The organism is Nostoc sp. (genome assembly GCF_036917935.1).
In the GTDB taxonomy this organism is placed as follows: Bacteria; Cyanobacteriota; Cyanobacteriia; order Cyanobacteriales; family Nostocaceae; genus Nostoc.
In genome coordinates, this window is record NZ_JBALEL010000037.1 from 341,963 (window position 1) to 365,839 (window position 23,877).

Consider the following 23,877-nt stretch of genomic DNA (forward strand, 5'->3'; position numbering starts at 1 on the left):
TATGCCCAAGAATAATAGAAAAATGGCGAAAGGGCAAAGAATTTATTATGAGGTATTGGGGATTGGGGATTGGGTATTGGGTATTGGGTATTGGGTATTAAGAAAACTTTTCCCTAGTCCCCAGTCCCTAGTCCCTACTCCCTAGTCCGCAGTCCCCACAATGGGAAGAAGTGTCCCACAGGGCCTTGCCCTTCGCCAATATCTAGGGCGTAAGTGAGTGCAGTAGTAACATACTCCTTTGCCTGTTGCACTGCCTGCCACAAATCTTTTCCCTTAGCTAGATTAGCAGCGATCGCAGCCGATAGTGTACAACCAGTACCGTGGGTATTTTTTGTCTCTACTTGCTGGCAAGTCAAAACTTCCAACTTGTCCCCATCAAACCAGATATCAACGCCACGCAAATCTCCCTGCATACCTCCGCCCTTGACTAAAACAACCTTTGTCTTTAAAGTCTTGTGAATAATTTCAGCAGCGGCTTGCATATCTTCCAAAGAATTAATTTGTAAACCGCTCAAAATCTGGGCTTCATAGCGATTGGGCGTGATTATAACCGCCTTGGGAATCAGGGTATGGCACAGAGTCTTCACAGCATCATCATCAATCAATTGTGCTCCCGTACGTGACACCATTACTGGATCAACTACAAGATTATTGATTTGTAAAGCTTCCACTTGCTGGGCAACAGCAAAGATAATTTCCTGATTGAGCAACATTCCCGTTTTGGCAGCTTGTACGCCAATATCCTCAACTACTGCCTGAATTTGCGCCACAACAGCCTCTGTCGGCATGACATCAACCCTCTTCACTCCGAGAGTGTTTTGTGCCGTGACGCAGGTTATAGCACTAGTACCGTGGACACAGTGAAAAGCAAAGGTGCGTAAATCAGCTTGAATTCCGGCACCGCCACCGCTATCTGAACCAGCAATGGTTAAAGCAACAGGTATTCTGGAGTTTATTTCAGTGTTCATATTATGAAGATTAATTGACACTCCCCCGTCTAAAGACACGAGGATTCTTAAATCTAGCGCTCTTTATTCCCATATCACTCTGGAAATTAATAGGATCTCCACCAGACACTTCCATAGTTTTTTTGATTTTGTTGTAAAAAAACTTACCACATTCCGGGGATTCACTGATAACAAGTGCTATTTGTAAAGGTTAGTTTTAACTAAGTTCACAACGCTCAGTTACACCGCTTAATAACAGGTTCAACTAAGTTGTTACATTAGTCCCCTTAAGTTAAAGGGTCAACCTAACTAAAGTTTCAACCAATTTAACTTTGATCGCTTTAACTTTAAGTCCCCAGTTATCAGCTAAGGGTGAATTTTACCATGCAGATTTGGCAACCTCTTTACCTAAAACAACGCATAAAGTTCAGAGGAATTACTATGCCAAATACGATCTTTTTATCGAATACAGCAGATGCTAAAGCTGGTTTGCAAAGAGCAGCGATGTCTACGACGGGCTATTCGGCGTCACGGTTGCTAAACATGAAGATACGATTTAATTCGACTCCATCCAGTCTTGCTAATCAGATGATGTCTGACAACAAGTCTGGAGGCGAAGCGTCTACGCGCTAATCGTCCGATCACCCTCAACAAAACCCTGACGATTGACGGTATCGATATTCCTGGTTTAACCATCAACGGTTGACACCAAAAAAATTTTCAGTTTTACAACAGCGTTTCTACAACCGACGCGATTTGAAGTCGCGATCGCACAACTGTGACTGTGCTGAAAAGCCCAGATAGATCACCCATTCAAATAACTACTTAGTAACTGAAGAAAGTTGCTGAGATTGTACTACCAATTCCCCTTACACATAATTCGGAGTAAACAGATGGCTGGCAAAACATACTACGTTTCTGGAACAGGCAATGATAAAAGTAATGGCTTAAATGAAGGATCTGCGTTTCGCAGCTTGGGCAGAGCCGTGTATGAGATGAAAACAGGCGATACGCTCTACGTCATGAATGGAAATTATGAAACGAGAGGGATTACGCTTTTTAACTTAAATGGTTCATCAGATAACTGGACAACAATAAAAGCTTATGCAGGTGCTACGCCTACGATAACAACAAGCGGAAGTGGCATTAATATACTTAGTTCATCCTACGTGCGGATTGAAGGACTTGATCTAGAAGGCAATCGGGAAAACATCACTCTAGAATATGCCTTACAAGAGAAGAATAACCTTAATAACCCCTTGACTAATAGTAATGGGATTGCTGTTAATGCATGGAAAAACACCGCTGGTGTAGGTGGTACTAATCCCCATCATATTGTCATCACTGGTAACACAGTCCGTAACTTTCCAGGTGGAGGCATAGGATTCAATAATTCAGACTACATCACTGTTGAGAAAAACATTGTATCTGGAAACGCTTGGTATTCGCCTCACGGCAATCAGGGAATCACCTCTCTCCGCAGTTTTAATTTTGATAACAATACCACTGACTACAGGATGATTTATCGAGACAACATTGTCTACGATAACCAAAGTCTAGTTCCGTGGAAAGACGGTGGCACTGACAAAATCACCGAGGGACATGGGATTATGCTTGATACTACCAATCTCACCAGAGATAATGTGGCCTATACAGGTAAGGCATTAATTGCAAATAACATCACTTACAACAATGGAGGTGGAGGCATTGAAGTTTTCCAAGCTACCAATGTTGATGTTATCAATAACACGGCTTACCAGAATGGTCAAGTTCTTACAGGTGCTGGAGAGATTGGTGTTCTTTACTCAGAAAATGTACGTGTCTACAACAACATTTTGTACGCAAGCGACAATCAAAATGCTAACAGCATCAAGTATGCCACAAATGTAACCTTCGATCACAATCTTGTTTATAACTCGAACCTATTCCAAGCTTCAGATAATTTAAACGCCACAGGGTTGCAGAATATTTTGGGCCAAGATCCTCAATTTGTTGATGCAGACAAAAGGAATTTTGCACTCAAACCTGGAAGTGTTGCGATCGATGCTGGTTCCAATGCCTTCAATAGCGTCACTAAGAACATTCCTCAGGATGGTGATGGTAATGGCAGCACAGTGATTGATATTGGTGCATACGAAGCTCCAGGCAGATCTACCAAAACCCCAGAAATTCAAGTTCTTAATGGCACTGTTGATATTACAGATGGCAGCACCAGCGCTATTAACTTTGGCGAGACCCTTGTTGGTGAAACCTTGACCAAAACCTTTACCATCAAGAACACCGGTATAGCTGCACTCAACCTGAGTAATCTTAAACTTCCCGACGGATTTAGTTTGGTCGGAACTCTTCCAACGAGCGTGGCTGCCAATGCTTCCACCACCATATCGGTGGCACTCAACTCCACTACACCCGGCACCTATGGTGGCAGCCTCAGTTTAAACAACAACGATACTAATGAAAGCCCCTTTAACTTTGCGATTAGTGGCACAGTTAATGCCCCGGAAATTCAAGTTCTCAATGGTACTGTTGACATTACAGATGGCAGCACCAGCGCCATTAACTTTGGTGAAACGACTGTTGGTGACACCTTGACCAAAACCTTTACCATCAAGAACAGCGGTACAGGCGCACTCAAGCTGAGTAATCTTAAACTTCCAGACGGATTTGGTTTGGTCGGAACTCTTCCAACGAGCATAGCTGTTAATACTTCTACCACTCTATCGGTGGCACTCAACCCCACTACATCCGGCACCTATGGTGGCAGCTTCAGTTTAAACAACAACGATACTAATGAAAGCCCCTTTAACTTTGCGATTAGTGGCACAGTTAGACCCGCTCCTGCCCCGCAAATTCAAGTTCTCAATGCCACTGACCACAATGACACCTTTATTATTCGACGAGGCGATGGCAATTACAGCATCGCCGACTTTGGTGGTGTAGGTCTTGGCTCAAACCCTCCGGCTGCGGTGATTGCCAAAGTAGACACCTTGCAATTTATTGGGACTGACTTGACTGCAAGAAATCTGCAATTAACTCAAAATGGCAACAATTTAGAAGTCTCCTTTGAAAATCTGGGTAATACCAAAGTTACTCTGCAAAACTTTAACTTAGAAAAGCTAGATAACTTAGCCGCATCGACAACAAGACCTGCCATCGGTAATATCGTATTTGACGGAGAAGCCAGTGTTGCCAAAAGCTTTGATGTGATTGATGCCAAGTCCAATCAAACGTATATTTCCACCAGAAACATCGTCACGTTCCTCAATGACTTGGATAATAACATCAGCGGTTATTATAATTCCAACGATGTGATTAATGGTCAAGGGGGCAATGACACCATCGATGGCGCCGGTGGTGACGACCTGCTGCGGGGTGGTACTGGCAATGATCTTCTCATTGGTGGACAAGGCAATGATACTCTTGTGGGTGGTACAGGTGCTGACTCTTTCCTTTACGACACCAATGGTGCCTTTAATAGCGCTGCTGTGGGTGTTGATACCATCGCTGACTTTAATCGCTCTAGTGGTGACAAGATTGTCCTCAATCAGACCACCTTTAGTGCCATTACTTCTGTTGTGGGAACCGGTTTTAGTAACGCCAGTGATTTTCAAATCAGCAGTTTAGGGGCACTTAGCAATGCTGTGATTGTTTACGACTCGATGACTGGGCAGTTACTATACAATCAAAATGGTAGCGCTGCTGGTTTCGGCAGTGGTGGTCAATTTGCACAACTTACTGGTGCACCCAATCTTACTGCCTCTGACTTCATCATTCAAGCATAGCTGGGTTGGGTCAACTGAGTAAAAGTGTAATCCAAACATGAATCGACTTTCAATGCGGCTTTCAATTAAATAGACCACATCGATAGGGGCGCAATAAACATCTGGTGAAAAAGAATGTAGAGACGTAGCACTGCTACGTCTCTACAAAGGTTATGGATAACGCATATTTAATTTATGGAGATGTCTAAATAGATGGTAGTCAAGTATAAAGTCATTCCAAAAAACATCTTTCCAATAAAAACGTCGTTGCCCATAAATAATATCACCACTAGCGATCTAACTTTTTGACCAGAAATAGCCGTAGTATCTGGAACTTGTAGTTTCAATATAACTACTGCTCTGGTTCTGATTGCAAGTCTTGTAATACCCTCTGCAAAAACTTACCCCATTCTGCTGCCAAAGGGATTTCTGTAAAGGGAACCCGCACTGAGTTAATAGATTCGGAAAATATAAATTCTAATTCTATAGAACGACCCTTCTCCGGTGGATTCTCTACATCTACTGACTTGTTATCGACTAAAAGCTGGATTTGTTTGACATCAAGCAAAGAGAATGTTTCTAGTTTAATCGGCCCTTGAGGTGTGGGTTTTCCCCAAGTTATATTGTTGCCTTTTTGACCCAATACAGCATAAATATCATACTTAGCCCGTTCAAATTGCTCTGCCCAGACGCGATAGGCTTCAACTTTTTGATACTCCTTCGAGCCTTGCCAAGCCAACCAGAAAAACATTACTAACAGCGGCAACCACAAAAGACCACGTTCCATCGTTTAAAAATCCTGAGTCCTGAATGAAACTTGTAACTAAAAGTGCAAAATCCACCAATAAGGGATGCAAATAAGTTATGGTAGTGAGCAAACTGGCAAAAAGCGGTGATGAGTTAATATGAGAAAGCTTATATTATGGTGCTTGTTTGTCATTGGGCTTGTTTCTGCCATATTTGGTTTCCTGAATTTCCAGGGATTGGCAGCTAAAGGAGAGTTTGAGACGATTGTGCTTGATTTTCGGGAAGATATTCCATCACTTGTGGTGGAACAGAATCTGCAAGCGATCGCCAAACAATACAACGTTACACCCCAATTAGACAACAAGTTTTCCAAAAAAGATAATGTGTATATTATCAAGGGCGATCGCCAACGGCTCCAAGAACTGAAAAAATCTCAGTTTGCCCAAGCGACAGAATTCATTGAACCAAACTATATCTACAGCAAGATTCCCCAACCAGGTAAAGCCGCTTGGCTAAGTGAATTTTTAAGACCCCAAGAAGATGAAGAAACAACTCCTTCATTAACTGGCCCCAATGACCAATATTACAGCAAGCAGTGGAACTTGCACAAAATCGGTATTGAAGGCGCATGGAGTCAAACCAAAGGCAGTGGCATCACAGTTGCAGTGATTGACACCGGGATTACCAAGGTTCGCGACTTGTATGAGACAAAATTCGTCAAGGGCTATGATTTTGTTAACGACCGAGAAGAAGCCACAGACGATAATGGTCACGGAACTCATGTTGCTGGAACTATTGCCCAAGCCACAAATAACAAATATGGTGTCGCTGGAATTGCCTACGAAGCAACTCTGATGCCGCTGAAGGTACTCAGTTCGTATGGCGGGGGTACTGTTGCTGATATTGCCGAAGCAATTAAATTTGCTGCTGATAAAGGCGCAGATGTGATTAATATGAGCTTAGGCGGTACTGGTGAAAGCAAGTTGATGAAACAAGCGATCGAGTATGCCCATAGAAAAGGTGTAGTTATTGTTGCCGCAGCCGGGAATGAAAACACCAATGGGGCAAGCTATCCAGCCCGCTATCCCCACGTCATCGGCGTTTCGGCAATTGGCCCAGATGGCGAAAGAGCGCCTTATTCTAACTTTGGTGCAGGGGTAGATATATCTGCTCCTGGTGGTAGTGAAGCTGGTAAGATTCTCCAAGAAACTATCGATGAAAAGGGCGAAGGCGTATTTCTGGGCTTCCAGGGTACAAGTATGGCTTCTCCCCACGTTGCTGGTGTTGCGGCATTAATCAAAGCTGCTGGCATTAAAGAACCAGATGAAGTTTTAAAAGTTCTCAAGCAGTCCGCACGAGTTATTCAGGATGATGGTTTGAACTATTATGGTGCTGGACAACTCAATGCAGAAGCGGCAGTCAGACTAGCCTTTGGGGGGCAAATCAGTTTTCCAGATTTCTTCCGGTGGTTACGGGATAACGGCTATCTTAACCCCGGCTTTTGGATTGATGGTGGTGCGGTAGCACTGTTACCCAAGGTTTTAATGGTAGTTGGTTCCTATCTACTGGCTTGGTTTTTACGGGTTTACTTCCCCTTCACTTGGAGTTGGTCTTTATCCAGTGGACTAATTGCCGGCAGTTCTGGGTTATTCTTCCTCAAAGGAATCTATATTTTTGATCTTCCCCAATGGCCTTTGCGGGTTTTGGGCAGTTCAATTCCCGAATTAGGCAATACCCTCCAGGGAACTGATGCGTTGAATCCCCTGTTTGCTAGCGTACTAATTCCCATTGTGTTAATGGGATTGCTGCTGGGACATCCTACTTGGAAATTGTTTGCCATTGGTTCAACTTTAGGTGTAGCTGCGTGCTTAACTATAAGTGCGTTTTTCGATCCGGCAGTTTGGGGATTAGGAAGTGGTAATTTAGCACGCCTCTTCCTCATTGCCAATGCCCTAATATGTTATGGACTTGCTCGTTTAGCATTGAAAAACGAAGAAAAAATAGCGTAAATGGGGAATGGGGAATTGGAAATGGGAAAGAATTCTTAATAACTCCTAACTCCTAACTCCTAACTCCCTACTCCCTACTCCCCCACTCAGCACTCAAAAATCAGCACGGGCTAAACCTTAGCTATCCGCTAACAGCACTCACAAATCAGCACTGTTATGAGCATTACACTTACAGGTACAATCGAACGTCGTGATATTGGCACAGGCGCATGGGCGTTAGTCACAGAAGAGGGCGTTACTTATGAAATCCTCAGAGGGGCTGACAAAGACTTACTCAAAGCCGGACAAACAGCAAAAGTAAAAGGACAGGTGCGCGAAGATATCATGACTACTGCCATGATTGGCCCTGTTCTGGAAGTCAAATCTTTTGAGGTAATTAGTTCTGATTAGCTGTAGAATTCAGAACTTCTTGCAGACGGCTTCTAAACTCCCCTTTGGGATGACCTCCTTTTACCTCACCAACAATCTGAAATTCCCCCTCTGGAGAATTGCAGATGATGTAAGTAGGCCATCCCATTTCTGATTTATCGGGATATTGAGTCAATAAAATCTTGCGATACTTGCGGTAAGCAGTCGTATCTTGCATTTTTACATCGATAAATTCTAAACCCAGTTCTTCAGCCACCTTTTTGTCATAAAAAGACATTTTGTGGCAGATGCCGCACTCTTCTGAAGAGAACTTAATTACAGCTAAACTCATGGGCTGGCTACTCTTTGATTCTAGACAAAGTTTTTTAGCATAATGCTATGAAATATTACCATATAGCTGGTCATTAGTGTCAATGTAAGGCTGAAACCCTGATCTAGTATTTTTTCCTTTTTCCCTAATTAGTAGTCTGTCAAGGTTAAATTGATGGGTTCATTGGTGACAAACCAGTGCGATGTCTACGATGGGCTACACCTACGCCAAAATATCAAGTAGGATGTGTTTATCAGTCTAAATGTATTCACTGTCTGGATTTCGGCTTGTATTTAACAATGCTCAAATCTCGATTTTTAGAAAAAAATAAGGTGCGTTAGCAGTCTTCGTAACGCACCATTTATTAGCAGTTGTAGATTAATAAATCCACATTCTTGATTATTCTGGCTCTAAATCGACTTCTTCCTCTTCATCTTCTTCAGTGGGTTTAGCTACAGAGTTAGCAGAAACAACAGCGCCTTTATCTAGCTTTTCACGCACCAGTTGCTTAATTTGTTCAGCAAATTCAGGCTTTTCTTCTAGATACTTAATGGCGTTGTCTCGTCCTTGAGAAATGTTGTCGCCATTGTAGCTGTACCAAGCTCCCTTGCGGACAAGCACGCCAGTTTCTTCTGCCAAGTCTACAATACAACCCAAGGTAGAAATTCCTTTGCCAAAAATAATGTCAAATTCCGCAATCCTAAAAGGCGGAGCTACTTTATTTTTAGCGACTTTAACTTTGACGCGGTTCCCATATTCATCTGTACCTTTTTTCAAAGTTTGAATCCGGCGAATATCCAAGCGCACTGAAGCGTAGAACTTCAATGCGTTACCGCCAGTTGTGGTTTCTGGGCTACCGTAGGTAACACCGATTTTTTGCCGCAACTGGTTAATGAAAATTACAGTGCAGCCAGATTTACCAATATTTCCAGTAATTTTACGTAAAGCTTGGCTCATCAACCTAGCCTGAAGACCGACGTGGATATCACCCATATCGCCTTCAATTTCAGCACGGGGAACTAGTGCTGCTACTGAGTCAATGACTACAATATCAACCGCAGCAGAGCGAACAAGCTGATCGACAATTTCTAAAGCTGATTCGCCAGTGTCAGGTTGGGAAATCAGCAAATTATCGATATCTACACCCAATGCCGCAGCATAAGTGGGATCAAGGGCGTGTTCAGCATCAACAAAGGCAGCAATACCGCCATTTCTTTGCACTTCGGCGAGCGCATGTAGCGCTACTGTAGTCTTACCGGAACTTTCCGGCCCATAAATTTCAATTACCCGACCCTTGGGTAAACCACCACCCAATGCTAAATCCAAGGTGAGCGCCCCACTGGAAATTGTCTCCACCCGCATCCGGGTAGCATCGCCCAGGCGCATGATTGCTCCTTTACCAAAGCTGCGCTCAATCTGGTTGAGCACCATAGTCAGCGCTTTTTGCTTGCCAGAAGTATCGGTGTTGATAGCCATTCCTGCCTCTAATGCCTCTTAATATATGGTTTTAAGGAGTGTTGGTTTTGGAGTTTGAGTAGAACAGATATACTATTTTAACCAGAAAATTCTGGAATAGGACTTCTCAAATCAAAAAAGGGGTGTGACAAGATCGTAACTCGATCGCTACCAGATTAGGGTAGTCTTGCACAATGATACCAACTTGCATTCAGAGATAGCTTTTTTTGGCTGGGTAAGCAAGGGGTTTTCAAAGAAAAATAAATTACCTAAACAACACAATTAAAAGATGTCAAGGAATTCGAGAACTTGGCGAGCAAGACCGAAACCAAGGGGACGCTGGTAAAATTCAAGGATGTGGAACGAGTCGAGTTGGGCGCGAAGGACTATACAACTTCGGCAATAGTACAGGGCACAGCGGGCGTTGCTATGTTGAGCTATCAGCTTCCAGGAAGCAATGCGCTGAATACTGCCAAAGGCGTAGAAGGGCAAATCGCAGAGTTAGAAAAAAACTTTCCGCTGGGGTTGAAAGCGGTCTTCTGCTACGACACCACCAAGTTTGCAGAAGTCTCAAATGATTATGAAAGGATGAATACATAGAGCAAGATGACTAAAATCAGATATAAAACTCTTTTCCTCCCTACCCATGACTCAACAAACTTCTGCAAAAGCAATCGTTGTTTTCGATATTGATGGCGTTGTGCGCGATGTGAGTGGTTCCTATCGCCGAGCGATCGCAGATACCGTAGAATATTTTACTAACCAAGCATATCGTCCAACTCCAGTAGATATTGACCAACTGAAGTCTGAAGGGGTGTGGAATAATGATTGGGAAGCATCACAGGAATTAATTTACCGCTACTTTGAAACCCAACAACAGACCCGCGAGCAACTGCAACTAGATTACAGTGCGATCGTTGCTTTTTTTCAATCGCGTTACCGCGGCCCAGACCCAAATAATTTTACTGGATATATCTGTAATGAACCTTTATTATTACAACCTAGCTATTTAGAACAACTTACCCAAGCTGGGATTGCGTGGGGATTTTTTAGCGGTGCGACTCGTGCTTCCGCCAACTATGTCTTAGAAAAACGCCTGGGCTTAGAATCTCCAGTGTTGATTGCGATGGAAGATGCACCAGGTAAACCAGACCCTACTGGACTTTTCGCCACAGTTCGGGAGTTAGATAATGAAATTGAGCAAAGATTAGCGATCGTGTATGTGGGAGATACGGTAGCAGATATGTATACCGTTGAAAAAGCGCGGAATCTAGATTCTGCTCGCACTTGGATTGGAGTAGGGGTTTTACCGCCCCACGTACAGGAAACAACAGCCCGTAGTGATGCATACAGTGAGACACTAATAGCAGCAGGAGCAGCAGTAGTTTTGCGTAATGTGCAAGAATTGACTCCAAAGCAGATTCAGAAATTAGTAAGTTCATTTGCCCAATCTGTGTTCTAAGATCAATCAAGCCACAGGTGCATGAATGACTGGCTGATAACAATCTTGCTTTAATCATTGGGAAATTAATAAAAATGTCTGCACTTAAACTACCTAACGGCCCTGAAACTCACCCTTGGGTACAGATGTATCAATGGCTTACTAATCCCTTAGAATACATAGAAGACTGTGCTAAACGTTACGGTGATATCTTCACCCTTCAGCTAGGACAGAATGTTGATCCTCAAGTTTTCATTAGCAATCCTCAGGCAATTCAGCAGATTTTTACTACAGATCCAAAACAGTTGGACTCTGGTGAGTCAGCAGGGATTAAATCGCCTTTATTAGGACGCCAATCACTACTGGCGCTGGACGGAAAGCCTCATCAGCGACAACGAAAGCTGTTGACACCGCCCTTACATGGGGAACGAATGCTAACTTATGGTGAGTTAATCCGCGACATCACTGAGCAAATGACTAATCAGTGGCAGGTTGGAGAAAGCTTTGCAGTTCTGCCATCAATGCAAGCAATCTCTTTCCGAGTAATTTTGAAGGCTGTATTTGGTCTAGAAGATGGGCCACGTTACGAGAAACTCAATGAACTCCTGATTGCAATCCTGAATCCCAAAATCCCTATATTAAGAACAGTTCTGCTTCTTTTCCCATCAATGCGACAGGATTTAGGAGCGTGGAGTCCTTGGGGAAAATACTTGCGTTTACGGCAGCAAATTGATCAACTTATCTACGCCGAGATTCAAGAACGCAAAACACAACCCGATCCATCTCGGACTGATATTCTATCTTTGATGATGGCTGCTCGTGATGAAGCAGGAGAGCCAATGACAGACTTGGAATTACGTGATGAACTGATGACCCTATTAGTGGCGGGTCACGAAACTACTGCAACTTCCTTATCATGGGCGCTGTACTGGATTCATCATCTGCCACAGGTGCGGGAAAAACTGCTGCAAGAATTAGATAAGTTGGGTGAACAACCAGATCCAAATGCTGTTTTCCGATTGCCTTATTTGAATGCTGTTTGTTCTGAAACGCTACGTCTTTACCCAGTGGCGATATCGGCCCTAAATCGAGTGGTCAAATCACCGCTACAAATTGGGGGATACAACTTTGAGCCTGGGACTTTGCTAACTCCCTCTATTTATTTGACCCATCATCGAGAAGATTTATATCCTGAGTCAAAGCAATTTAAGCCAGAGCGTTTTCTGGAACGGCAATTTTCTCCATCTGAGTATTTACCTTTTGGTGGCGGGAACCGCCGCTGTATTGGCATGGGATTTGCCTTGTTTGAGATGAAACTGGTATTGGCGACAGTGCTATCTCACTGGCAAATGGAACTGGCTGATAGTAAACCGGTGCAGCCAGTGCGTCATGCCATTCTATTTGTGCCAGCAGGGGGTGTTCGGATGGTGGTGAAGGGGAGATATCCTCAAAATCAGCCTATCCTTCAGACTAGCTCTAGTTGAGCGTGAAGAGTGAGAAAATGGTATGGGATAGGGTTGGAGCGATGTCTACGATGGGCGTAGCTGCGGCACAACCCTGTGTTTTATTTAAACAGATAAAAATTCCTCGTGCCATTGTTTAGCAACTTTATCCCAACCAAAGGAATCTTTTAGAGATAATGCTTCCTTTCTTAGACTTTCTTGTTTTTCTGGATTTTTCAACAAGTCAATTACAGCTTCAATAAAAGCATTATTTGTCTGTTCATCTCCAGCAGGCCCCTTAATTCTGACACCAGATTTAACAGTCTCATTTAAGCCGGCGTAAGTTGTTACTACAGGAACACAACCAGCCGCCTGAGCTTTCCAAGCACTAATACAAAAAGTCTCGACATCAGTATGACAAGGATAAACCCAGATTCCAGATTTAAATAATTCTTCAACTAACTGCTTGTGCCCAATTCTGCCATGTTCATAGACATTTTTTTGCTCAAAAAGTTGCAAAATTTGCTTCTTTTTATTTGGTAATTGTGGAAATCTAGTAATGTTAGGTGAATTAATCAGCGCATCAATTACTTGCCAACCATAGAAAATATGCAATTCAACATCAGGTACTTCTTGGATAATCTTGTCCCATTGAGTAAGTAAATGTTCAATGCCTCTTGTATAGTCACTAATCGAAATCAGTCTTTTGGGATTTCTAGAAATTCCTGTTAAATTAAAATCTTCTAGATTAATACCATTAGTTGTCAGAAAGATTTTTTCTTCAGGAATCCAGTTTGGGAGCATAGCTTTATGGAAATTTGACAGCATAAACAGCTTGTCAAAACTTGCTAAAAATTCTGATTGCTGAGAATCTTCTACTGAAGGAAGTAATTTAGGGTTGTCTTGCATCCAAATAGCAGTTTTTTTTGACTTTACTTTCATCATCATCGGTTGCGTCCAAGCGCGATGAAAGATTAAGGCATTAAAGTTGTCTTGAGGATTAAATTTATCAACAGACTGATAAACTACACCATTATATTCCCCCTCCATGTCACCGCATCTATTAAACACTGTGACTTGATAACCCAATTTCACTAGTTCTTGACTTAAGTAAATGACGGCTTCTTGGCTGCCTCCAATACCCTTTTTAACAGAAGGAGGTGCCCAATCTTCCACATAGAAGTGAAAATTGGAATAAATTACGATTGAGTTTTTGTCCCAGTTCATATTATTTTATTTGTTGATAATTAATCTGTTAATTAATTTGTTTCAGCCAATACAGGCTTGCCTGTAGAAACAGCCTGCTCAATAATATCAGCGGCTCGACTTACCCCTCCAGCAGCGTGAGTAGCTGCTTGTAATCTCAGGGCATTCTGTTTATAAGATTCTTCTGTCAACACCCGCTTGATCGCATTTTTCAATGTGGGAACATTCAGTTTCTTGAGAGTGACAAGCTCACCCGCCCCTGTCCAAGCGATACGCGCTGCTACTCCTGGCTGGTCGTTAGCAACTGGAATCGCCACCATTGGTACTCCTTTTTTCACACATTCCATTGTTGTATTCATTCCCGCATGAGTAATCATGAGGGTGGCTTTTTCCAGCACTTCTAATTGAGGTGCATACTCCACAACTAAAGGATTTCCTGCCAATTCTGGCAGTGATTCTGGTTTAGCAGAACCTCCCAGAGAAATCACTAACTGAGCATCCAAATCTTCACAAGCTGAAGCGATAGTCTGAAAAACCCAAATCAGACGATTTTGCAATGTTCCCATCGAAGCGTAAATTAACGGTTTCTCTGTCAATTTTTCGTAGGGGAAAGAAACAGGTATGCGACTGGCTGAAGTATGGTAGCTTCCTGTGAAATGGAACCAAGGAGCTAATTCTTCCCTGGGAAATTCAAACTCAGCAGGTGCATTACTTATTTGAGCCAGTGGAGAGTAGCTATCTTTAAGATTAGAGTACAGGGGTAATTTCCACTCTCGACGATATTCATTGATCAAATCTTCAAGTGGTTTGACGACGCTATTAAGTAACGTGTAACCTATTTGGTTGCGTAAGCGTGCCCACGCAGCTGGGTTATAGTTCCAAGTTGTGAAAAAAGGAGGAATGCTAGGTTCTCGATTCAGCACCACAGCGCTGCATACAGTAATAAAAGGAATTTGGAGAAACTCGGCAATTGTTCCTCCCTCTACTGAACTTTGGTTTACTAGTAATGCTTCTACGCCTGCTGCTTTAAGTGATGCTGGAGCCTCTTGCAGTGTCACAGATGAAATATGCTTCAGCAGTTCAATAGTATGTCGAAATGCAGCCAATCCACGCAGTTGCCCCAACTTGGTAAAAAATTCTGCTGTTGAGCCATAGGGAAAATCTTTTTCACCAATTGATTGGAATTCTATTCCTGCTGCCAGTGCTTTAGGTTGAGTATCTAGTGTTCCGAAGAGGGTGACGCGATGCCCACGCCGTTGAAGTTCCTGCCCCAAGGGAAGCATAGTGTTGAGGGGGCCATTTGTTGCACCAGGACAGATGATGCCAAAATGAGTCATAGTTAATGCCTCTATTTGATTTTCAAGAATTTATCTAAAGCTGATACCATACTGGGCGGCCAACGACGAATATTTGTTACCCAGTCGATATCCTTGTAGCGGCTATCAAGTCCATAAGCTGCTACCCAGTTACTTTCAGCTTCGCCTTGTTCTCCATTTACCCAATATGCAGCTGTCAGGGCGGCACGCACATCAGCAAACTTAGGATATTTACGGACAATATTTCGCATTTCGCGGATTGCTTGCTCTTTTTGACCAGTTTCGTAAAGAGCGAGGGCATAGTTAGCACGGGCGAAGGCAAAATTTGGGGCGATCTGATTAGATTTTTTGTAGTCTGCGATCGCATCTGACCATTTTCCTAAACCTGTTTTGGCATTGCCGCGATTGTTGTACGCCATCGCATCGTTAGGATCGAGTTCTAAGATATGATTATAATCTGCGATCGCATCTGACCATTTTCCCATCCCTTCCAACGCCGCCCCCCGATTCAAATAAGGATCGGTGACGTTCGGCGCTAGTTCTATGGCTTTGTTATAATCTCCCAACGCCTCTTGTAACTTATTCTGACTCACCCGCGAATTTCCCCGGTTGCTCCACGCCCCCGCATTAGTGGGAAATTGCTCAATAATCTTTGTCCAGTAAGTTTCAGCCGTGGCAAAATCACCTTGATTCGTCGCTATAAACGCTTGATTTGCCCACTCATCGCCTTGTTTTAACTGTTCTTGAGTAATGGGCGGTTGAGATTGTGCCATGACTGGAGTACTCCAGCCAAACACAATTAACAGACTGAGAAAAATACCAATCAACTTAATCATCTAGGTTTACCTGTGTCTCTTTTGAACATGGGGAGTGGGGGAGCAAGAATTTTAGATTTTAGATTTTGGATTTTAGATTGAAATTTAATCCAAAATTTAAAATCCAAAATCCAAAATTGAATTGCCCAATTTCCCATAATTACAATAATGACAACTGTTCATTCGGCGGCGTAAACCCCAGATGCTTATATGCAGCCTTAGTCGCCATCCTCCCACGATGAGTCCGAGTTAAATACCCAATTTGCATGAGGTAAGGTTCGTACACCTCTTCAATTGTTTGGGTATCTTCACCCGTCGCTGCTGCCATTGTTTCCAACCCCACTGGCCCACCGTTAAATTGTTCAATTATCACACTCAGCATCTGGCGGTCTGTCCAATCTAAACCGCAAGGATCTACTTGGAATAGTTGCAATGCCTCGGATGCAATGTTTTCATTAATCTCCCCAGATATTTTTACCTCCGCATAATCACGTACCCGCTTCAGTAACCTATTAGCAATACGTGGCGTTCCGCGTGAACGACGGGCAATTTCTGTGGCACCATCTTCTGTAACGGGGGTTTTGAGTAATTGAGCAGTTCGCAGTACAATTTTAGTCAGTTCGTCAACTTCGTAAAATCGCAGTTTTTGAATTAAACCAAAGCGATCGCGCAGTGGTGAAGTTAAAGCACCCACACGCGTTGTAGCCCCAACTAAGGTAAACTTTGACAGCGGCAAACTTCTAATCCGAGCGCCAGAACCCTTACCAATAGTAATATCTAAGCGATAATCTTCCATCGCCGGATAGAGAATTTCCTCCGTCATTCGCGACAAGCGATGAATTTCATCCACAAATAAGATATCCCCTGGCTTGAGGTTCACCAGTAGCCCGACAATATCCCGTGGACGTTCTAGGGCTGGCGCACTGGTAATTTTGTAATTTACCCCCATTTCCGATGCTAAAATCATGGCCATTGTAGTTTTGCCCAATCCCGGCGGCCCATACAGCAACAAATGATCCAGCACCTCACCACGAGACTTGGCTGCTTTGATGGCAATATCTAGCACATCCTTTAAATCTTTTTGCCCAATGTAATCAGCAAATCGGTGCGGTCGAATACCTTCTTCCTGCTGTTCTTGTTCATCAATAGCAGCTTCAGGCTTCAAAATATTTTCTGTGGATGGTGCTTTCACCGACTCTCGAAGCTGCTTTGGTTGTCCGTTGGGTTCTGGAGGCTGTTTTTTCGAGGAGATTATCGCCATAATTCAGCTATCTACTTTTAAGGGACTGGAAACTGGGGACTGGGAACTGGGGTAGTAGGGCAGAGGGAGCATGGGGCAGGGGAGAAAGAATAACCAATGCCCCATGTCCGTGAAAATTTTCGTTTGAGAATACCCGCGCCAATTTAAAATTTAAATTCCGGTCAATTACCCAGAAGTACAAAAGTTATTATGTTATCTAAAAGAATCTTACCGTGCTTAGATGTGAAGGCGGGACGCGTTGTAAAAGGAGTTAACTTTGTCAATCTCCAAGATGCAGGCGATCCGGTAGAGCTGGCCAAGGTTTACAACGAAGCCGGTGCTGATGAGTTAGTATTTCTGGATATTACAGCTACTCATGAAGACCGAGCTACAATTTTAGATGTGGTCTACCGGACTGCTGAACAGGTCTTTATTCCATTGACTGTGGGTGGTGGCATTCAATCCTTAGAAAATGTTAAAGCTTTGTTACGAGCGGGGGCAGATAAGGTTAGTATTAATTCTGCGGCGGTGCGCGATCCAGACTTGATTAATCGGGCTAGTGATCGCTTTGGTAATCAGTGCATAGTTGTTGCTATTGATGCCAGACGCAGAAATAACCCGGAAAACCCAGGTTGGGATGTGTATGTGCGGGGTGGCAGGGAAAATACAGGCTTAGATGCCCTATTGTGGGCACAAGAAGTTGAAAAACGGGGGGCCGGAGAACTGCTAGTCACAAGTATGGATGCTGATGGAACCCAAGCCGGGTATGACATTGAGATCACACGGGCAATTGCCGATGCTGTAGAAATTCCAGTTATTGCTTCTGGTGGTGCAGGTAATTGTGAACATATCTACACAGCCCTAACTGAAGGCAAAGCTGAAGCAGCATTACTCGCATCCCTATTACATTACGGACATCTAAGCGTAGCAGAAATTAAAAATTACTTGCGCGATCGCAACGTGCCAGTCAGAACATTCTTTTGACACACCATTTACCATTTAATGACATCCATCTGAGGTTAGACACACTTCCTTAAAAGGGTGTTAATATTATTTTACAAGTATTAACAAATATTAAAAAATATGTTGCTTCCTATTTTACTTTTTGATGTAGCCCTGGTAGCGTGGTCACTGCACTTAATGGAAAGAGCCTACGAGAGTAAGGAATTTTCTCTCATGTTAGCTGGTACATTGGTTGCTTTGGCTGCTGCTGCCATGTTAGTAGTTTACTTTTTGATGGGGCACTGTATGACTTATTTGTTGCAAGTGTCATTGTAAGTGCTGAATGGCAGAGGAGATATTTAAAATTTAGCTTCCCCAAAAAGCTTGACAAAGTACTAATAATTAAGCCATTATGTATAATGGATTTTAAGGGGTTATAGCGCAGTTGGTAGCGCACCTCAATGGCATTGAGGGGGTCAGCGGTTCGAATCCGCTTAGCTCCATTCTTAAAACCTACCTAGTCAAAACCTGTCAAGTGCGACAACAAGCACTAGTTGTCCAAAAAGGTCACTTTATGCTTGTTGTTCTCAAAGGACAACTAATGGTTGTCAATTGTCGCACGACGGAGAGGGAGAGGAAGGCAAGGAAAATGCAAGCAGAGAACACATTTTTTGCCGCTCAACGACCGGTCATTTGCTCCAGCTTTTCGGGGTACCTAGCCCCTTGCACCGCGATCTTTGAGGCGGCGTCATCGATGTCACGCAGATCGTCGGGCGTGAGTTGGACTGAGACTGCCCCGATGTTTTCGTCCAAGCGATGCAGCTTCGTGGTGCCTGGGATCGGAACAATCCAGGGCTTCTGGGCCAGCAGCCAGGCGATCGCGATCTGAGCAGGTGTCGCCTGCTTCCGTTCTGCAATGCCGCCGAGCAGATTAATCAGTGCTTGATTCGCCTTGAGCGCCTCCGGCGTGAAGCGAGGTAAAGTGCTGCGGAAGTCGGAGCTATCGAAGGTCGTGCTTTCGTCCATCTTGCCAGTGAGAAAACCCTTACCCAGAGGGCTGTACGGGACAAAGCCGATTCCGAGTTCCTCAAGGGTCGGTATCACTTCCTTTTCAGGAGTCCTCGTCCACAGGGAGTATTCGCTCTGGAGAGCAGTGACCGGCTGAACCGCGTGTGCGCGACGGATCGTTTGCACTCCTGCTTCAGAGAGTCCAAAGTGCTTAACCTTACCTGACTCAATCAGTTCCTTCACCGCTCCTGCCACGTCTTCGATCGGCACGTTCGGGTCAACCCGGTGCTGATAGAGCAGGTCGATTGTCTCAATCTTGAGTCGCTTGAGCGAGCCTTCCACGGCCTGCTTGATATGCTCCGGTCGGCTATTCAGTCCTGGTGAACCCTTCATGCCACGGGGATCAGAATTAGGACTCAGGTCGAATCCGAATTTGCTGGCAATGACCACTTGCCCCCGGAAGGGAGCGAGGGCTTCGCCCACAAGCTCTTCGTTCAAGAACGGGCCGTAGACCTCGGCGGTATCAAAGAATGTAATGCCGCGTTCGACGGCAGACCTCAGAAGAGCAATCATCTCCTGCGTGTCTTTGGGCGGGCCATAAGAAAAGCTCATTCCCATGCAGCCAAGCCCCATAGCCGAGACTTCCAGATTACTGTTTCCAAGTTTGCGCTTTTGCATTTTTTGAACTCCTGTCTTTGAATTAAAGGTGAATTAAAGGTCGGAACTGTCTACTCCAAGATCAGGTCTGGTATTGTTCGTCGCTGACCTGCTCCATTTAGTCCACGGTCTTGCCGTCGAGCTGTTCCTGAATGGCGATGTGCATCATGGCCGTGGATTTGATGATGATACTTCTTGCGCGATCGCTAGAACGAACCGTCTGTTGATTTCGATAGCTCTTCATTGGCGCGTCGCCTGTAACCGTAATCCCGTTCGCTTTTCCAACTCTTCAGGATAGCTCACGCCTTCCACTGTAATTTGCGCCAATGCCTCGTCGATGCTCTTCAATTCGTCCTGCGTCAGATCGAGTTCCACCTCGGTTATGCAGATTTAAGGGATGCCATATCGATACAAAAACGGTACTTCACATCAGACTTGAGCAGTCGCTCGTAGGCTTCGTTGACCTTCTGGATGGGGATGACTTCAACATCAGCAGTGATATTATGTTCCCCGCAAAAGTCCAGCATCTCTTGGGTTTCGGCGATGCCGCCGATATTAGAGCCGGAGAGACTGCGGCGACCCATGATCAGGCTGAATGCCGACACGTCCAGGGGCTTCTCAGGTGCGCCGACAAGGGTAATGTTGCCATCGAGGCGGAGCAGGTTGAGATAGGCGTTGATGTCGTGCTTGGCGGAGACGGTGTCGAGGATGAAATCAAAGCTGCCAGCATGCTTCTGCATTTCATCGGTGTTGCGGGAGACGACCACTTCGTCAGCACCGAGGCGGAGCGCGTCTTCTGTTTTGTCGGGCGAGGTGGTGAAGACGACGACCTGGGCACCGAACGCACGGGCGAACTTCACGCCCATGTGTCCCAGCCCGCCAAGACCAACCACACCGACCTTCTTGCCCTTGGTGACGCCCCAGTGGCGCAGGGGGGAGTAGGTTGTAATCCCGGCGCAGAGGAGTGGCGCGACTCCAGGGAGATCGAGGTTGGTGGGAACGCGCAGCACAAAGCGTTCATCGACGACGATGCTATCGGAATAGCCCCCATAGGTGACACCTCCAAGATGCTTGTCCGGGGAGTTGAAGGTGAGGGTCTGGTTGGGGCAAAACTGTTCAAGACTAGCCTTGCACTGGGGGCAGATACCGTCCGAATCGACCAGGCAGCCGACCGCAGCGAGGTCGCCTGACTTGTACTTCGTAACTGCCGAGCCAACCTTGGTGACGCGGCCCACGATCTCATGACCTGGTACAATTGGGTAGACGGTGGACATGATACTGCTCCACTCGTTACGCACCGAATGGAGGTCGGAGTGGCAGATGCCGCAGAAGAGGATTTCGATCTGCACGTCGTGTTCAGTTGGATCGCGACGCTTGATCTGGGTGGAGGACAGGGGTGATGTTGCACTGGTTGCGGAATAAGCTTTCGTGTTGTACATGAATTGATGCTCCTATTTGTTTACTTTTGGCGACTGGTATTGTTAACGCTTGCTTTCATCGAACAATCTCCTTGTGAAAAACGATTGCTTGCCTTTGTTCGTCAATTACGAGTCTTTAGATCACTTGGCTCGTGGGTTGGAACAGAATCTCGTTCACATCCACGTTTTCCGACTGGCTCATGGCGAAGACGGCTGCTCCGAACCTCACTACACCGTTTGACCGCCATCGATGACCAAGGCGTGTCCGACGACGAAGGAGGACGCGTCCGAACACAGCCAGACGACGGCATTGGCGATCTCTTCGGGCTGACCCATCCTTCCAATCGGCTCCTCTGAGACCACCTTTTGGCGGCCTTCAGAAGTGCCGCCGGTGAAGCGATCCATCATCGATGTGTCAATGTAACCGGGGGCAACGGCGTTGACGCGGATGTTCTGCGAAGCGTAGTCGAGAGCCGCCGACTTGGTGAGTCCGATCACGCCGTGTTTTGCGGCGGTGTATGCGGCTCCGCCCTTGATGCCTATGATGCCGGCACCCGATGATGTGTTCACGATCGCGCCACCGCCTTGCTTGAGTAACAGCGGGATTTCATACTTCATGCACAGAAAAACGCCGCGCAGGTCGGTGTCTACGATCCGATCCCACTCTTGCTCTTCAATTTCTGCTGTTGCTGCATTCTTCTGTTCCACACCAGCGTTATTAAAAGCAAAGTCCAACCGCCCGAAGGTCTCGATGGTCTTGGAAAGAGCTGCCTTCACGTCTTCGGCTTGCGTTACGTTACACTTGAGTGCGATCGCCCGCCCGCCGAGTTCCTCGATCATGCGGGCCGTTTCTTGATTGCCCTCTTCTGAAATGTCAGCGACCACTACATTAGCCCCTTCACGTGCAAATGCCAGCGCCGTAGCTCGACCGATGCCGTTCGCTGCTCCGGTCACAAACGCAACTTTTCCTGTGTAGTTTCCATTCTCGTTCGTTGTCATTATTTTTCTCCTTCAATTTTTCACCTAACAAGGTCTTAAAACCACCGGATGCGGAGATCAGTTGGGATATTGCTCGTCATTCACCTGTTCCATCCAGTCCACAGCCTTGCCGTCGAGCCATTCCTGAATGGCGATGTGCGTCATGGACGTGGTTGCTGTAGCACCGTGCCAATGCTTCTCACCCGGCGAGATCCAGATCGCGTCCCCCGGTCGAATTTCCTCGATCAAGCCGCCCCAGCGTTGTACGAGGCCACAGCCAGCTGTCACGATCAGAGTTTGTCCCAACGGGTGAGTATGCCATGCTGTCCTAGCACCAGGCTCGAAGGTGACACTGGCACCAGACGTGCGTGCTGGATCGTGTGCCTCGAATAGGGGGTCAATGCGGACAGTGCCGGTAAAATACTCAGCCGCTCCTTTGGCGGAAGGCTGTGAGCCACTTTTTTTGATATCCATTTTCTTAATTCCTTCACTTGATGCCATTTTCGTGGCTAGCAGGCAAGTCTCTTGCCCAATCAAAACTGAGTTTTCTCTTGAATAAAAATCCAGAATGTTTACAAGAAGCCGAAATCATTTTTGATTGCTTTAGCTTCATTCTAAGAATCCTGAAGAATAAGTAATAGGACGATCGTCTAAGATTGTTGTACAATCCTGCAAACTTAGAAATGAACGCTGCCAAAACGAGTGAAAAGTCCGATATCGATTTAATGAATGACCCGCAAGCAAAGCGCGAGGCAGACAGAGCGCAAGCCAACAGAGACGAACTGAAAGAGCGTATTGCACAGGCTATTCGTCATGATGGGACGATTGAGCCACTGAAAGGATTGCACTTCAACCGCGCCTCCTCGCCTTCGGAATGCCTTCATAGTGTCTCTATCCCTGCCTTTTGTGCGATCGCTCAGGGCAGCAAAGAAGTTCTTCTGGGTAGCGATCGCTATCAGTACGACCCGATGCATTATCTGCTTGCTACGGTCGAACTGCCGATTGTCAGCCAAATTCTGGAAGCATCCAAGGCGCAACCGTACTTTAGCCTTCGCCTCGATCTTGACCCCATCCTTGTTGGCTCAGTCATGGTCGAGGCAGGGTATCCCTCATCGCGCAACAGTGCTGATGTGAAAGCGATTGACGTAAGTCCGTTGGATGTAAATCTCTTGGACGCTGTGGTGCGGCTCGTCAGGCTTCTAGATTCCCCTGCTGAAGCTGATGTTCTGGCACCACTGATTAAGCGGGAAATCATTTACCGACTCCTGATGGGAGACCAAGGTAATCGGCTCCGTCATATTGCAGTTCTGGGTGGCTATACCTACCACATCGCCAGAGCCGTCGAGCGACTTCGTAAAGACTTTAACGAGCCGATCAAGATTGAAAACATCGCCCGAGAAATGGGAATGAGTGTTTCGGGCTTTCACCATCACTTCAAGTCTGTGACTGCAATGAGTCCCTTGCAGTTCCAGAAGCAACTGCGGCTCCAGGAGGCTCGCCGTCTGATGCTGGGGGAAAACCTTGACGCTACCAGTGCTGCCTATCGAGTGGGGTACGACGATGCCTCGCACTTCAACCGTGAATACAAGCGGCTCTTTGGTGCCCCACCGATGCGTGATGTGGAGCGGTTGCGAGAAGTTGCTAGGGAGACTGCTAGTTCAATCTGATCTCCTCAAGATGCCCTAATCTTGCCAGAAATCGCTAAAACATTGTGGAGACAGTTCTGTGTAGCGCACCGTATGCTGAATGTTTTTGTGTCCTAGATAGTGCTGAATAGATCGTGTATCGTGCCCATTATTGACGAAAGAATAAGGAT

General features: G+C 45.4%; 21 protein-coding genes, 1 tRNA gene and 2 pseudogenes. 11 read left to right on the forward strand and 13 right to left on the reverse strand.

The window, feature by feature from the left end; genetic code table 11:
- Positions 1-134 precede the first annotated feature (134 nt).
- Positions 135-968, reverse strand: coding sequence for a bifunctional hydroxymethylpyrimidine kinase/phosphomethylpyrimidine kinase (gene thiD / locus V7K62_RS16615; RefSeq protein WP_334865764.1), 834 nt, complete (start codon positions 966-968; stop codon positions 135-137).
- 420 nt (positions 969-1,388) lie between these two features.
- Between thiD and V7K62_RS16620 the strand changes: the two genes are divergently transcribed.
- Together V7K62_RS16620 and V7K62_RS16625 are read left to right on the forward strand one after the other, a co-directional pair.
- Positions 1,389-1,580 carry a hypothetical protein gene (locus tag V7K62_RS16620; protein ID WP_334865766.1) on the forward strand — a complete coding sequence of 64 codons (192 nt, stop codon included), beginning with the start codon at positions 1,389-1,391 and terminating at the stop codon, positions 1,578-1,580.
- 260 nt (positions 1,581-1,840) lie between these two features.
- Positions 1,841-4,729, forward strand: a complete 2,889-nt coding sequence (locus V7K62_RS16625) for a choice-of-anchor D domain-containing protein (RefSeq protein WP_334865768.1) — start codon at positions 1,841-1,843, stop codon at positions 4,727-4,729.
- A gap of 331 nt (positions 4,730-5,060) precedes the next feature.
- On the opposite strand, the gene V7K62_RS16630 is transcribed toward V7K62_RS16625, so the two are convergent.
- Positions 5,061-5,495 carry a hypothetical protein gene (locus tag V7K62_RS16630; protein ID WP_334865770.1) on the reverse strand — a complete coding sequence of 145 codons (435 nt, stop codon included), beginning with the start codon at positions 5,493-5,495 and terminating at the stop codon, positions 5,061-5,063.
- A gap of 118 nt (positions 5,496-5,613) precedes the next feature.
- Between V7K62_RS16630 and V7K62_RS16635 the strand changes: the two genes are divergently transcribed.
- Both V7K62_RS16635 and V7K62_RS16640 read left to right on the forward strand, forming a co-directional pair.
- The gene (locus tag V7K62_RS16635; RefSeq protein WP_334865772.1) at positions 5,614-7,464 is read left to right on the forward strand and encodes a S8 family peptidase; all 1,851 of its coding nucleotides are present in this window, start codon (positions 5,614-5,616) and stop codon (positions 7,462-7,464) included.
- A 156-nt stretch (positions 7,465-7,620) separates the two neighbouring features.
- Positions 7,621-7,854, forward strand: coding sequence for a hypothetical protein (locus tag V7K62_RS16640; protein ID WP_334865774.1), 234 nt, complete (start codon positions 7,621-7,623; stop codon positions 7,852-7,854).
- Here the strand turns inward: V7K62_RS16640 and V7K62_RS16645 are convergent.
- Both V7K62_RS16645 and recA read right to left on the reverse strand, forming a co-directional pair.
- Positions 7,841-8,164, reverse strand: a complete 324-nt coding sequence (locus V7K62_RS16645) for a thioredoxin family protein (protein WP_094327275.1) — start codon at positions 8,162-8,164, stop codon at positions 7,841-7,843. The two genes, V7K62_RS16640 and V7K62_RS16645, sit on opposite strands and share 14 nt — an antisense overlap.
- 378 nt (positions 8,165-8,542) lie before the next feature.
- Entirely contained in the window at positions 8,543-9,619 is a 1,077-nt protein-coding gene (gene recA, locus V7K62_RS16650; protein WP_334865776.1) for a recombinase RecA, read from the reverse strand.
- Between the two features lie 267 nt (positions 9,620-9,886).
- Here recA and V7K62_RS16655 point away from each other — a divergent pair.
- The 3 genes and pseudogenes from V7K62_RS16655 to V7K62_RS16665 all read left to right on the forward strand — a co-directional run.
- Positions 9,887-10,198, forward strand: a pseudogene (locus tag V7K62_RS16655) (efflux RND transporter permease subunit); the annotation flags it as partial.
- Between the two features lie 46 nt (positions 10,199-10,244).
- Positions 10,245-11,060, forward strand: coding sequence for a TIGR01548 family HAD-type hydrolase (locus V7K62_RS16660; RefSeq protein WP_334865778.1), 816 nt, complete (start codon positions 10,245-10,247; stop codon positions 11,058-11,060).
- Between the two features lie 74 nt (positions 11,061-11,134).
- Positions 11,135-12,523, forward strand: a complete 1,389-nt coding sequence (locus tag V7K62_RS16665) for a cytochrome P450 (protein WP_334865780.1) — start codon at positions 11,135-11,137, stop codon at positions 12,521-12,523.
- Between the two features lie 84 nt (positions 12,524-12,607).
- Here V7K62_RS16665 and V7K62_RS16670 read toward each other — a convergent pair whose 3' ends face one another.
- From V7K62_RS16670 to ruvB, 4 genes are all read right to left on the reverse strand, one after another.
- The gene (locus V7K62_RS16670) at positions 12,608-13,708 is read right to left on the reverse strand and encodes a glycosyltransferase family 4 protein (protein WP_334865782.1); all 1,101 of its coding nucleotides are present in this window, start codon (positions 13,706-13,708) and stop codon (positions 12,608-12,610) included.
- Between the two features lie 32 nt (positions 13,709-13,740).
- Complete coding sequence (locus V7K62_RS16675) at positions 13,741-15,024, reverse strand: glycosyltransferase (RefSeq protein WP_334865784.1); 1,284 nt, start codon at positions 15,022-15,024, stop codon at positions 13,741-13,743.
- Positions 15,025-15,035: 11 nt separating this feature from the next.
- A complete protein-coding gene (locus V7K62_RS16680; RefSeq protein ID WP_334865786.1) occupies positions 15,036-15,839 on the reverse strand; it encodes a tetratricopeptide repeat protein in 804 nt (267 codons plus the stop codon).
- A 139-nt stretch (positions 15,840-15,978) separates the two neighbouring features.
- The gene (gene ruvB, locus V7K62_RS16685) at positions 15,979-17,079 is read right to left on the reverse strand and encodes a Holliday junction branch migration DNA helicase RuvB (RefSeq protein WP_334865788.1); all 1,101 of its coding nucleotides are present in this window, start codon (positions 17,077-17,079) and stop codon (positions 15,979-15,981) included.
- A gap of 189 nt (positions 17,080-17,268) precedes the next feature.
- Between ruvB and hisF the strand changes: the two genes are divergently transcribed.
- From hisF to V7K62_RS16700, 3 genes are all read left to right on the forward strand, one after another.
- A complete protein-coding gene (gene hisF, locus V7K62_RS16690) occupies positions 17,269-18,042 on the forward strand; it encodes an imidazole glycerol phosphate synthase subunit HisF (protein ID WP_334865790.1) in 774 nt (257 codons plus the stop codon).
- 99 nt (positions 18,043-18,141) lie between these two features.
- Positions 18,142-18,336: a hypothetical protein gene (locus tag V7K62_RS16695; RefSeq protein WP_100901219.1), complete on the forward strand. Its 195-nt coding sequence runs from the start codon at positions 18,142-18,144 to the stop codon at positions 18,334-18,336.
- A 94-nt stretch (positions 18,337-18,430) separates the two neighbouring features.
- Positions 18,431-18,503: transfer RNA gene (locus tag V7K62_RS16700), tRNA-Ala, on the forward strand.
- A 175-nt stretch (positions 18,504-18,678) separates the two neighbouring features.
- Here V7K62_RS16700 and V7K62_RS16705 read toward each other — a convergent pair.
- The 4 genes from V7K62_RS16705 to V7K62_RS16720 form a co-directional block, all read right to left on the reverse strand.
- The gene (locus V7K62_RS16705; protein WP_334865792.1) at positions 18,679-19,686 is read right to left on the reverse strand and encodes an aldo/keto reductase; all 1,008 of its coding nucleotides are present in this window, start codon (positions 19,684-19,686) and stop codon (positions 18,679-18,681) included.
- Positions 19,687-20,045: 359 nt separating this feature from the next.
- The gene (locus tag V7K62_RS16710) at positions 20,046-21,104 is read right to left on the reverse strand and encodes an NAD(P)-dependent alcohol dehydrogenase (RefSeq protein WP_334865794.1); all 1,059 of its coding nucleotides are present in this window, start codon (positions 21,102-21,104) and stop codon (positions 20,046-20,048) included.
- 207 nt (positions 21,105-21,311) lie between these two features.
- Entirely contained in the window at positions 21,312-22,082 is a 771-nt protein-coding gene (locus V7K62_RS16715) for an SDR family oxidoreductase (RefSeq protein WP_334865796.1), read from the reverse strand.
- 57 nt (positions 22,083-22,139) lie between these two features.
- Entirely contained in the window at positions 22,140-22,562 is a 423-nt protein-coding gene (locus tag V7K62_RS16720) for a (R)-mandelonitrile lyase (RefSeq protein WP_334865798.1), read from the reverse strand.
- Between the two features lie 182 nt (positions 22,563-22,744).
- Here V7K62_RS16720 and V7K62_RS16725 point away from each other — a divergent pair, with 182 nt between their 5' ends.
- A complete protein-coding gene (locus tag V7K62_RS16725) occupies positions 22,745-23,728 on the forward strand; it encodes an AraC family transcriptional regulator (RefSeq protein ID WP_334865800.1) in 984 nt (327 codons plus the stop codon).
- Positions 23,729-23,743: 15 nt separating this feature from the next.
- Here V7K62_RS16725 and V7K62_RS16730 read toward each other — a convergent pair.
- A pseudogene (locus tag V7K62_RS16730) lies at positions 23,744-23,854 on the reverse strand (tyrosine-type recombinase/integrase); the annotation flags it as partial.
- Positions 23,855-23,877 lie beyond the last annotated feature (23 nt).